Consider the following 12,701-nt stretch of genomic DNA (forward strand, 5'->3'; position numbering starts at 1 on the left):
GAGGCCTAGAAGATGGCACAAAAAGAAATGCAACGAATGATGCAAGGTGCCGTTGTGTTAACCATTGCTTCCTTCATTGCAAAAGTGTTGAGTGCGTTTTATCGCGTTCCTTTTCAGAACTTTGTAGGGGATGAAGGATTTTACGTGTATCAGCAAGTTTATCCAATCTATGGGATTGCGATGACATTAGCATTGTCAGGCTTACCGCAATTTATTTCCAAAATTGTTGCTGAACAACCAGATATTCGGAGTCAAAAACAAGTGTTGCGCCAACTATATCCCTATGTGTTATGGTTAGCGATTGCTTGTTGGGCCTTCTTTTTCTTTGGTAGTCAAGAAATTGCTATTAGTATGGGGGATGCTGCACTCCAACCATTAATGGAAGTTGTTTCCTTTACCTTTTTACTCGTTCCAATTCTTTCTTTCTATCGTGGGAATTTTCAAGGACATTTGTTGATGGTGCCTAGTGGTATTTCACAGGTAATGGAACAGTTTGTGCGTGTCGGGGTTATTCTAGTAGCTGCGTTGTCCTATCATTACTTTGGTGGCTCCATTTATCAAACGGGGACGGTGGCTATGAGTGGTGCGTTGGCTGGCGGTATCTTAGCGGTACTTGTCTTATGGTACTACAATCGAAAAATTCTTAGTGGAAGTACGGAATACTTGCATCAATGGAAGATTATGCCTCAAACTAAAGAACTATTTAAACGTTTAATGATTGAGGGTGGTTTGGTCTCTTTATATAGTGCTTTTCTGATTCTATTTCAATTAATTGATTCCTTTAAAGTAAAAAATGCCCTCATGCTTTTCGGGCTCCCTGATTTAGCTGCGAAAGTGGACAAAGGGGTCTATGATAGAGGACAACCACTAGTTCAATTAGGGTTGGTAATTGCTTTAGCTTTAAGCTCGACCTTTTTACCAGGTTTGACAAAATATTTTATGAAAAAAGACCGTCAACAATTTTTACAAGTTGCAAAAATCTTTTTGCGTCTTACCACAACCTTGGCATCGGCGGCTTCGATTGGTCTGATGATGTTATTGCCGTACATGAACTTTACGCTTTTTAAAGATTATAAAGGCAACGATGTTTTAGGGGTGTATGTTTTATCCATCGCTTTTATGGCCATTATTCAGGCCTACCAAAGTATTGAACAAAGTCGCAATCGTTTTAAAGGTCCTTTAGTGGCAGCTGGTGTGGGCTTATTAGTGAAGTTACTGACAACGGGCTTTTTCACCATTCGTTGGGGAACATTAGGTGCTAGTTGGTCTACTATTCTTGGGTTACTAGCGACGTTATTCGTTTTAGTCCGACAATCGGATGCAGCGATTAATTGTTTTGTTCGAGAACGAAGCTTTTTGAAAAAATTGTTGCTTAGTTTAGCAATCATGATGCTGTCATTACTGGTCTATCAAGGAATTATCTCCATCTTGTTCCAAGGTGTGCATCACCGAAGTCAAGCGTTTTTCGTTACAGTTTTAGGTGTTGCAGTGGGTGGTACAGTTTTTATTAGCACCATCATTAAGTTAGAATTATTTACGATACGTGAATGGTTAAGTTTACCGTATGGCGCAAAAATTTTACGGATGAGACAAAAAAAATAAAAGAGGTGAATGTGATGCGGTTAGATAAATTTTTAAAAGTTTCTCGCATTATTAAAAGAAGAACAGTTGCCAAAGAAGTCGCTGATAAAGGCCGGATTCAAATCAACGGAGTCTTAGCCAAATCTTCTAGTACTGTGAAGATTGGTGACCTTGTCAAAATTCAATTTGGGAACAGAATTTTAGAAGTAGAAGTCCTGCAACTAAATGACTCTACGAAAAAAGAAGATGCCACAAAAATGTATGAAATAAAATCAGAAACACGTGTCTCTGAAGAATAAACAGGTGAGGATGGAGCGCTTGGCAAGTTCATTGAAAAGATGAATATTCCAAGCGCTTCATCCTTTCAGCGTTTTAATGAAACAGACGCGCCGCTTTTGAAAAAATTAATAAATCAACCGCTGTTATTTCAAAAGCAAAGAATATTTTAGAAAAAAGCTTGATTTTCTTTAACTTCTCTGAAATTAACATTAGACAAGGTTCTTAGATGTTGGTATAATAAAACGGACAATCCAAAGCGAGTGGAGCGAGACGATGGGAAAGAATGAAAAAAACTCGAAGAAAGTTGCGGCATTGGAAAATGACTACACGAAAGAACAGTATGTCGAATTCCAAAAACAACAGAAACAATTGATTTTTAGACGCAGACGCTTGGCAGCGATTTTTCTCGTGGCCTTCATTATTTTTGCCTTTTCTGGCATCCAATTGATGAAAGATTATCATCGCTTAGGTGCTTTCAAACAAGAACGAGCAGATGCAATTGCTGAATCCGTAGCAGTTGATAAGAAGGTCAAGGATTTAAAAAAAGACGTTGCTTTGTTAAAAGATGATGATTATGTGGCAAAATTAGCACGTAGCCGTTTCCTTCTCTCAAAAGAAGGCGAACAGATTTATCCCACACCAGAACAAATGAAAAAAACACAGATTTCTGGAGCGGAAGAAAGCAAGAGCAGTTCAGAAAAAAATAGTCAATCACAGTCTTCAACTGAAACAACTAAGTCTTCAGCTGAATAAACTGCAATTATAATTAGGGAAAAAATAGGAGGAACAATTTTTTTATGTCAATCGAAGTAGGAGCTAAATTGCCAGGAAAAGTGTCAGGGATTACTAACTTTGGTGCATTTATTGATTTAGGAGAAGGAAAAACTGGGTTAGTACACATCAGTGAAGTGTCTAATGGATTCGTTAAAGATATTCATGATGTATTAACAGTAGGTGACGAAGTAACAGTGAAAGTAACCTCAGTTGGTGACGACGGCAAAATTGGCTTATCGATCCGTAAAGCACAAGAGCCAGCAGAAGGGCAACAACCAAAACGTGAATTTCAACGTCGTGAAAACAATTATGAGAATCGTGACCGTAATCCACGCGCAGGGGGCAAAAAGCCTTTCAATAAACCACAAGCAAATAACAATAACAATAAACAAGATTTTGACTCATTGATGAGCTCTTTCTTGAAAGATAGTGATGACCGTTTATCTTCATTAAAACGTAATACTGAAGGCAAACGTGGCGGACGTGGCGGACGTCGCGGCTAAGCACAAACAAATAGGGGGACTGGGGATAACGAATGGGTTATTTCTCGGTTCCTCTTTTATTCTAAGGAAGAAAGAAGGGCGAACAATGTTTTGGCAGTTTTATAAACGAGGAAAAGAACAAGGATTTTGGCAACCGCATCAAACAATCGTGGTCGCCGTTTCTGGTGGTGTAGACTCCATGGCCCTTTTGACGTTAATGGAACAGGTGGCAGAAAAAGAACAATTACAATTGGTTGTTGCACATGTCAATCATCAATTGCGAGAAGCGTCGGCACAGGAAGCGCAATATCTCGCTACCTATTGTCAGCAGCGAGAGCTAACGTATTATGAAACACGTTGGGAAGACCCTGAAAAGCAACGAAATTTAGAAGCGAAAGCGCGCACATTTCGTTATGAATTTTTTAAAGAAGTCATGGAAATTGAAGGCGCGGCAGTCTTAATGACGGCACATCATCTAGACGATCAAGCGGAAACGATTTTAATGAAACTGATTCGAGGAACTAATTTTTCCCATTCCGCGGGCATTAAAGAGAGACGTCCTTTTGCGACAGGGGAATTGATTCGTCCGTTACTCATTTATCCAAAAGAAGAATTGTATCAATTTGCACAGCGCCAAGCATTCGTTTATTTTGAGGATGAAACGAACCAAACCAATGAATATTTGAGAAATCGGCTCCGTAATCAGGTTTTGCCACTATTGAAGCAGGAAAATCCGCAATTCTTAGATCAGATTGCTTCTTTTAGTAATGAACAACGTTTTGCCCAAGAATTTATTCAGGAACAAATTGAGCCTCAATTATCTGAAGCCGTAGAACCGACCCAACAAGGCTGGCGCATTCCTTTGAAGAGATTATTAAAAGAAACGCCTGCGTACCAGCACTTCTTTTTAACCGCGTTTTTCCAAAAAACATTAGTGCCGTTAGGAGTTTCGTTAAACCAACGCCAGATGACACAAATTTTAAAAGTTTTGAATGATGAACGGCAACCGCAAGGCTCGGTTATGTTAGAACAGCAATGGCAACTAGCTAAAAGTTACGATTGGCTGTGCTTAGAACAAAAACAGGTTGCACTGCGAGAAGAAGTTACACATTTATTAGTACCTGGCGCGGGGATTTATTTATCGGAAACCGAGTGGCTAGGATTAATTGCGACAGACAAACCGTTTCCTCTTCCTGAAGAGATTAATCAGTGGACGGGTCAGTTGTTAGCGATCCCGTTGACCACAGCCACACCTTTGACCGTTCGTCATCGCCAAAGTGGTGATCGGATTACATTAAAACCAGGGTTTACGAAAAAATTAAGCAGAGTTTTTATTGATCAAAAAGTGCCAAATGAAGCGAGAGAGAGTGCTTGGGTCATTACGGATGAGCAAGAGGAAATCATTTGGGTACCAAAATTTGCAAATTCCTATTTGAGTATTCCTTTAGAAACTGATAAAATACACTACAGACTCCTTTTTAAGACAAAGGAGTAATGCTGAAAGGAGCGCACTATGATAGAAAAAGATATTGAGAAAGTCCTAATCTCCAAAGAAGAAATTCTTGCGAAGTCTGCAGAGCTTGGCAAGCAACTGACAGAAGAATATCAAGGGAAAAATCCTTTAGTGGTCGGTATTTTAAAAGGTGCAGTACCATTTATGGCTGATTTGACTCGTGAAATCAATACTTATTTAGAATTGGACTTTATGGATGTATCTAGCTACGGCAACGCGACAGTTTCTTCAGGCGAAGTAAAAATTGTCAAAGACTTGGACACAAATGTCGAAGGTAGACATATTTTAATCGTAGAAGATATCATCGATAGTGGTCGTACATTAGCGTATTTAGTAGATTTGTTTAGATACCGTAAAGCTGCATCTGTGAAAATTGTTACCTTATTAGATAAACCAGAAGGCCGTGTAGTAGACATTAAAGCTGACTACGTAGGGTTTGATGTGCCCAATGAGTTTGTGGTCGGTTACGGATTAGACTATGCAGAAACGTACCGCAACTTGCCTTATATTGGCGTTTTAAAACCTGAAGTTTACGAATCAAATTAATATCTATCAAGGAATTAATTGTGTTACAATGTAAAGGTCAGGATTGATAAAAGAATAACATGAATTGTAATGATGAGCATAAGGAGGACAGGCATGAACAAAAAGAATAATGGCATGAAAAATGGTTTATACTACGTCTTAGTAGTACTTGCCATGGTCATGGTTGTCTATTTCATTTTTGGAAATAACAACCAACAATCGCCAGACATCGATTACTCAACCTTCCAACAACAATTGGAAGACGGAAAAGTCAAAGACATGACCATTCAACCAACCAATGGGGTTTACCGGATTGAAGGTCAGTATAAAGAAAAACAAGAAGTGAAAGACACAGGTGGTCTGTCATTGTGGGGCTCAACGCAAGCGTCGTCAAAAGGCTTCACAACAACCGTTTTACCTAGTGATACAACCTTAGCTGGCATTCAAGATGCGGCACAAAATAACAAGGTGAAGCTAGTTGTCAAAGAACAATCAACAAGTGGTGCTTGGTTGTCACTGTTGTTTAGTTTCTTACCATTAGTGATTATTTTCTTCTTCTTCTACATGATGATGAGCCAACAAGGCGGTGGCGGTGGCGGCGGTGGCCGTGTGATGAACTTCGGTAAATCAAAAGCCAAAGAAGCCGATAAAAAAGCTAACCGTGTCCGCTTCTCAGATGTAGCTGGTGCGGAAGAAGAAAAACAAGAATTAGTTGAAGTAGTGGAATTCTTAAAAGATCCACGTCGTTTCGCTGAATTAGGCGCACGGATTCCTGCGGGCGTACTATTAGAAGGACCTCCAGGGACTGGTAAAACGTTACTTGCTAAAGCCGTAGCAGGTGAAGCAGGTGTGCCATTTTACTCAATCTCAGGTTCAGATTTCGTTGAAATGTTTGTCGGGGTCGGTGCTAGCCGTGTCCGGGATTTATTTGAAACAGCGAAGAAAAACGCGCCTGCGATTATCTTTATCGATGAAATCGATGCAGTTGGTCGTCAACGTGGTGCTGGTATGGGTGGCGGACACGACGAACGTGAACAAACCCTTAACCAATTATTAGTTGAGATGGATGGTTTTGATGGCAATGAAGGAGTTATCGTAATTGCTGCAACGAACCGTTCAGACGTGTTAGACCCAGCGTTGTTACGTCCAGGTCGTTTTGACCGCCAAATCTTGGTAGGACGTCCAGATGTCAAAGGTCGTGAAGCGATTTTACGTGTTCATGCGAAAAACAAACCGTTAGCTGATGACGTTGATTTGAAAGTTGTTGCACAACAAACACCAGGTTTTGCTGGTGCTGATTTAGAAAATGTCTTAAACGAAGCAGCCTTAGTTGCCGCTCGTCGTAACAAGAAAAAAATTGATGCTTCTGATGTGGATGAAGCCGAAGACCGCGTAATTGCTGGTCCAGCTAAAAAAGATCGCGTGATTAATAAAAAAGAACGCGAAATGGTGGCTTACCATGAAGCGGGACACACAATCGTTGGTTTAGTCTTAAGCCGTGCCCGTGTTGTCCATAAAGTAACAATTATCCCTCGTGGTCGCGCAGGCGGTTATATGATTGCTTTACCAAAAGAAGATCAATTCTTAATGACTAAAGAAGATATGTTTGAACAAATCGTTGGCTTACTTGGTGGACGTACAGCAGAAGAAATTATCTTTGGCGTTCAATCAACAGGGGCTTCAAATGACTTTGAACAAGCAACAGGGATTGCCCGTAGCATGGTAACTGAATATGGAATGAGCGACAAATTAGGACCTGTTCAATATGAAGGAAACCATCAAGTCTTTGTCGGTCGTGATTATGGTCAAACAAAAGCTTACTCAGAACAAGTGGCGTTTGAAATCGATCAGGAAGTTCGTCGTATCTTAATGGATGCTCATACAAAAGCGCATGAAATTATCGAAGCGCACCGTGAACAACATAAACTAATCGCTGAAAAACTATTAGAATATGAAACATTAGATGCAAAAGCAATCAAATCATTATTTGAAACAGGTAAAATGCCTGAAGGTGCTGACAGCGACTATCCTAGTGAAAAAGAAGCGCAAACATTCGAAGAAGCAAAACGTGCTTTAGAAGAAAAAGAAGCGCAAAAACAAGTTGAAGAAAAGCAAGACTTTGAAGAAGCGAAAAAAGAATTACATGATGAAGCAGAAGAAGTCAAAGTAGAAAGCGAACAAACAGAAAAAGAAGTCCAATCTGAAGAGAAAAAAGATTCAGATTCCAATTCTGAATATGATCGCAATAACTACGAAGATCGTTATAAATAACCAATTAGTAGAAGGTGCAGTATTTGTCGAGATGACGAATACTGCACCTTCTATAATATTAAGATATTCTATAGAAGGAAGATTATTTGGTTGAAAAAACACCTGATTCCTAGTATTATCTGACTAATGGACAAAAAAGCACCAAGAGAAGAGGAAAAAGAATGGAAGATTATTTAGTAAAAGCCCTTTGTTATAAAGGTTCAATTCGAGCATATGCCATCAGTGCCACTGAAACTGTTAGCGAAGCGCAAAGAAGACATGATACATGGAGTTCTTCTACCGCAGCGTTAGGGCGCACATTGATTGGAGCCCTTTTACTAGGAGCGACTTTAAAAGGTGACGATAAATTAACTGTAAAAGTACAAGGAAATGGCCCAGCTGGCGCTATTATTGTCGATAGTAATGGCCGTGGAGAAACAAAAGGCTACATTAAAAATCCACATGTCAGCTTAAAGTTGAATGCAACAGGTAAAATTGATGTACGTGGCGCTGTCGGTAACGAAGGAATTTTCACAGTCATTAAAGATTTAGGATTAAAAGAAACCTTTTCTGGACAAACACCTATTGTTTCTGGTGAAATCGGTGAAGACTTTACATATTTTATGGCGGTCTCTGAACAAGTTCCTTCAGCTATCGGTTTAGGTGTATTGGTGGACACGGATGAATCTGTGAAAGCAGCCGGTGGTTTTATGATTCAAGTAATGCCAGGTGCCGATGAAAGTACCATTGATTTTATTGAACAGCGTCTAGCGGAAGTGCCACCGATTTCACAATTACTAGAAAATGGAGAAACACCTGAACAAGTCTTGTATCGCTTATTGGGAGAAGACGAAGTAGAAATTTTAGAAAAAATGCCTGTACAATTTAAATGTGACTGTTCCAAAGAAAAATTTGCGACCGCTTTGATTGCCGTTGGGATCGATGAATTAAATGCGATGATTGATGAAGATCATGGAGCAGAAGCAGTTTGTCAATTCTGTAACAATAAATATCACTATAGTGAAGAAGAATTAATTGAACTTCGCGATGAAGCGATTCGCAATACGAAACAAAAGTAGGAGGAAAGACTATGTGGAAAATTGGAGACGTTGAAATCCCCAACCGTGTTGTCGTAGCTCCGATGGCGGGTATTAGTAACGCCGCTTTTCGTGTGACTGTAAAAGAATTTGGCGCAGGATTAGTCGTTTGTGAAATGATTAGTGATAAAGGGATTAAATTAAGAAACAAAAAAACCTTAGAAATGCTATATATTGATGAGCGAGAATATCCTTTAAGTGTACAAATTTTTGGTGGAGATAAAGAAACATTAGTGGAAGCTGCTAAGTTTGTGGAAGAAAATACGCAAGCGGCGATTATTGATATTAACATGGGTTGCCCTGTCAATAAAATAATTAAAGCTGAAGCTGGTGCGAAATGGTTGCTGGATCCGAATAAAGTGCATGAGATGGTTCACGCAGTCTCTTCGGCAGTTTCTTTGCCTGTCACTGTAAAAATGCGAACAGGCTGGGATGAAGATCATCTATATGCTGTAGACAACGCTTTGGCTGCCGAACAAGCAGGTGCTTCGGCAATTGCTATGCATGGTCGAACACGTGTCCAAATGTATGAAGGGACAGCCAACTGGGACGTTTTAAAGGAAGTGAAAAAGCATTTAACCATTCCTTTTATGGGAAATGGCGATGTCAAAACGCCTGAAGATGCTAAACGCATGTTAGAATATGTTGGAGCGGATGGTGTGATGATTGGTCGAGCTGCTTTGGGCAATCCTTGGATGATTCAACGGACGAAAGAATACTTGGAAACGGGCGAATTGATGCCTGAGCCTTCACCAGCTGAAAAAATCAATATTGCAAAAGTTCATTTACAACGATTAGTGGATTTAAAAGGCGAAAAAATTGCGGTCCGTGAGTTTCGCCAACATGCTTCTTACTATCTAAAAGGAATCTCGCGAGCGGCCAAAGTAAAAGTTGCGATTAACCAAGTTGAAACACAACAAGCAGTTGTCGATTTACTTGATGCCTTTGTAGAGAAGATTTCCAAAGTTGTTGTAACTACTATAGAAGAATAAAAAATTCAAGCCGAAAGTAAAATTCGGCTTGCTTTTTTTCGAATTACTGTGGCATTATTAGGATAGGTTAAAATCAAGAATGGAGGAACAACAGTGGCAGAAGAACAACAAGCGCATTTAGAGGATTTAAATGATCAAATGCTCGTGCGCCGCGAAAAAATGGAAGCTTTACGTGAAGAAGGGATTGATCCTTTCGGTAAACGTTTCGATCGCACTCATAATTCAGCAGAACTTCATGAACAATATGATAATCATACAAAAGAAGAACTTAGTGAAATGAATACAGAAGTCAGCGTTGCTGGACGTATGATGACAAAACGTGGTAAAGGAAAAGCTGGTTTCGCCCATTTGCAAGACCGTGAAGGCCAAATTCAAATTTATGTTCGGAAGGACCAAGTTGGAGACGAAGCCTATGAACTATTTAAACATGCTGACTTAGGCGACTTCTTTGGTGTGACAGGTCAAGTAATGAAAACCAATACGGGGGAAGTTACTGTTAAAGCTCAAACAATTACGTTATTAACTAAAGCTTTGCGTCCATTGCCAGATAAATACCATGGATTAACGAATGTGGAACAACGCTATCGTCAACGCTATTTGGATTTAATCAGTAACAAAGAAAGTTTTGATCGTTTCATGAAACGCAGTCAAATTATTAGCGAAATCCGTCGTTATCTAGATGGCAATGGCTATGTCGAAGTAGAAACGCCTGTCTTGCATAACGAAGCAGGAGGAGCTGCTGCTCGTCCGTTTATCACACACCATAATGCATTAGATATGGACTTATACTTACGCATTGCCCTAGAGTTACATTTAAAACGTTTAATTGTCGGTGGCATGGAAAAAGTCTATGAAATTGGTCGTGTCTTTCGTAATGAAGGAATCGATACCACTCATAACCCAGAATTTACAATGCTAGAAGCTTATACCGCTTATACTGATTATCAAGATGTGATGGATTTAACAGAGGGAATTATCCGTAATGCTGCGGAAAAAGTCTTAGGAACTACTGATATCACGTACGATGGTCAAGCTGTTGACTTAGGAAGTCCTTTCAAACGTCTACACATGGTAGATGCGGTCAAAGAACAAACGGGCGTAGATTTTTGGCAAGAGATGACGATAGAAGAAGCCCGTGCGTTGGCTAAAGAACATAATGTTGAAATTACAGATGCGATGACAGTCGGTCATATCATTAATGAATTTTTCGAAACATTTGTAGAAGATACATTGCAACAACCAACATTTATTTATGGTCACCCAGTCGCTGTTTCACCATTAGCGAAGAAAAATCCAGAAGATGGTCGTTTCACTGACCGCTTTGAACTATTTATTATCGGAAAAGAGTTTGCTAATGCATTTACAGAATTAAATGATCCGATTGACCAACGTGAACGTTTTGAAGAACAAGAAAAAGAACGGGAACAAGGAAATGATGAAGCACACGGAGTAGATGAAGATTTCATCGAAGCCTTAGAATATGGCTTGCCACCAACCGGAGGATTAGGTATTGGGATTGATCGACTAGTTATGTTATTAACCGATGCACAATCAATTCGTGATGTATTATTATTCCCAACAATGAGATAAAAAAAGATGCCTTAAGGGCATCTTTTTTTGTATTCGCAAAAAATTAAATAAAAAAGAATAGAAAAACAATTGAAACCAATTCTTTTTTTCTAAAAAAATCGAAGATGAGTAATAAAAAGAATGGGTAATCTGATAAAAAAACGAACTTTATCTAATCGGATAAGAAAGAATAATCGGTATTGAAAAAAAGTTTAAAAAAAGTGAAAATAATGATTGACCAATGCTTGAAATCTTGGTATATTATTACATGTCGCAAGGCGAGTCACACAGCTGAGCGATTCAGAAATCAATAATTAAATAACAATTCTTGATTTCAAATCTCTCGAAAAAAGTTTGAAAAAACAACAAAAAAGTTGTTGACAAATAACAAGCGAGATGATAAGATATAGAAGTTGTCACAACAGACAACAACAACCGAGCAAAAAAACTTTAAAAAACTTTTTTTAAAAAGTTCTTGACATTCAAACGAAAGTTTGTTATGATATAAAAGTTGCTGCGAGGTAACGTAGACCTTTGAAAACTGAACAAAGAATAGACGAACCAAATGTGTAGGGCGTCTTGATTCAATTCAAGACAACAAACATTTTTAACAAGCAAGCAATATGCTAGCAAACAAATTGAGCTTAACAATCGCAAGATTGTTCTAACTTTTATTATGAGAGTTTGATCCTGGCTCAGGACGAACGCTGGCGGCGTGCCTAATACATGCAAGTCGAACGCTTCTTTCCTCCCGAGTGCTTGCACTCAATTGGAAAGAGGAGTGGCGGACGGGTGAGTAACACGTGGGTAACCTACCCATCAGAGGGGGATAACACTTGGAAACAGGTGCTAATACCGCATAACAGTTTATGCCGCATGGCATAAGAGTGAAAGGCGCTTTCGGGTGTCGCTGATGGATGGACCCGCGGTGCATTAGCTAGTTGGTGAGGTAACGGCTCACCAAGGCCACGATGCATAGCCGACCTGAGAGGGTGATCGGCCACACTGGGACTGAGACACGGCCCAGACTCCTACGGGAGGCAGCAGTAGGGAATCTTCGGCAATGGACGAAAGTCTGACCGAGCAACGCCGCGTGAGTGAAGAAGGTTTTCGGATCGTAAAACTCTGTTGTTAGAGAAGAACAAGGACGTTAGTAACTGAACGTCCCCTGACGGTATCTAACCAGAAAGCCACGGCTAACTACGTGCCAGCAGCCGCGGTAATACGTAGGTGGCAAGCGTTGTCCGGATTTATTGGGCGTAAAGCGAGCGCAGGCGGTTTCTTAAGTCTGATGTGAAAGCCCCCGGCTCAACCGGGGAGGGTCATTGGAAACTGGGAGACTTGAGTGCAGAAGAGGAGAGTGGAATTCCATGTGTAGCGGTGAAATGCGTAGATATATGGAGGAACACCAGTGGCGAAGGCGGCTCTCTGGTCTGTAACTGACGCTGAGGCTCGAAAGCGTGGGGAGCAAACAGGATTAGATACCCTGGTAGTCCACGCCGTAAACGATGAGTGCTAAGTGTTGGAGGGTTTCCGCCCTTCAGTGCTGCAGCAAACGCATTAAGCACTCCGCCTGGGGAGTACGACCGCAAGGTTGAAACTCAAAGGAATTGACGGGGGCCCGCACAAGCGGTGGAGC

Annotated in this window: 10 protein-coding genes and 1 rRNA gene (1 of these 11 only partly in view); all 11 read left to right on the top strand. The window is 40.2% G+C overall.

Features of this window, described 5'->3' with window-relative positions; translation table 11 throughout:
* Nucleotides 1–12: 12 nt before the first annotated feature.
* Nucleotides 13–1,602 carry a putative polysaccharide biosynthesis protein gene (locus IGJ52_RS01165; RefSeq protein ID WP_202254151.1) on the top strand — a complete coding sequence of 530 codons (1,590 nt, stop codon included), beginning with the start codon at nt 13–15 and terminating at the stop codon, nt 1,600–1,602.
* A 14-nt stretch (nt 1,603–1,616) separates the two neighbouring features.
* Entirely contained in the window at nt 1,617–1,880 is a 264-nt protein-coding gene (locus IGJ52_RS01170; RefSeq protein WP_002356255.1) for an RNA-binding S4 domain-containing protein, read from the top strand.
* A gap of 253 nt (nt 1,881–2,133) precedes the next feature.
* Nucleotides 2,134–2,613 (top strand): FtsB family cell division protein, encoded by a 480-nt coding sequence (locus IGJ52_RS01175; protein WP_002419125.1) that lies wholly within the window; start codon nt 2,134–2,136, stop codon nt 2,611–2,613.
* A gap of 44 nt (nt 2,614–2,657) precedes the next feature.
* Entirely contained in the window at nt 2,658–3,137 is a 480-nt protein-coding gene (locus IGJ52_RS01180; RefSeq protein ID WP_002356258.1) for a S1 domain-containing RNA-binding protein, read from the top strand.
* An 85-nt stretch (nt 3,138–3,222) separates the two neighbouring features.
* On the top strand, nt 3,223–4,611 hold the full coding sequence (tilS, locus tag IGJ52_RS01185; protein WP_077932675.1) for a tRNA lysidine(34) synthetase TilS: 1,389 nt from the start codon (nt 3,223–3,225) through the stop codon (nt 4,609–4,611).
* A gap of 18 nt (nt 4,612–4,629) precedes the next feature.
* On the top strand, nt 4,630–5,175 hold the full coding sequence (gene hpt, locus IGJ52_RS01190) for a hypoxanthine phosphoribosyltransferase (RefSeq protein ID WP_002356260.1): 546 nt from the start codon (nt 4,630–4,632) through the stop codon (nt 5,173–5,175).
* 93 nt (nt 5,176–5,268) lie between these two features.
* Entirely contained in the window at nt 5,269–7,425 is a 2,157-nt protein-coding gene (gene ftsH, locus IGJ52_RS01195) for an ATP-dependent zinc metalloprotease FtsH (RefSeq protein ID WP_002363441.1), read from the top strand.
* Nucleotides 7,426–7,586: 161 nt separating this feature from the next.
* Nucleotides 7,587–8,483, top strand: a complete 897-nt coding sequence (hslO, locus tag IGJ52_RS01200; RefSeq protein ID WP_002359370.1) for an Hsp33 family molecular chaperone HslO — start codon at nt 7,587–7,589, stop codon at nt 8,481–8,483.
* An 11-nt stretch (nt 8,484–8,494) separates the two neighbouring features.
* Nucleotides 8,495–9,493, top strand: a complete 999-nt coding sequence (dusB, locus tag IGJ52_RS01205) for a tRNA dihydrouridine synthase DusB (protein WP_010707989.1) — start codon at nt 8,495–8,497, stop codon at nt 9,491–9,493.
* Between the two features lie 93 nt (nt 9,494–9,586).
* Nucleotides 9,587–11,083 (top strand): lysine--tRNA ligase, encoded by a 1,497-nt coding sequence (lysS, locus tag IGJ52_RS01210; protein ID WP_002359372.1) that lies wholly within the window; start codon nt 9,587–9,589, stop codon nt 11,081–11,083.
* 651 nt (nt 11,084–11,734) lie between these two features.
* Nucleotides 11,735–12,701 (top strand): 16S ribosomal RNA (locus IGJ52_RS01215); it runs 594 nt beyond the window's last position.

It is taken from the genome of Enterococcus sp. DIV1758 (genome assembly GCF_051711985.1).
GTDB classification, from domain to species: Bacteria; Bacillota; Bacilli; order Lactobacillales; family Enterococcaceae; genus Enterococcus; species Enterococcus faecalis.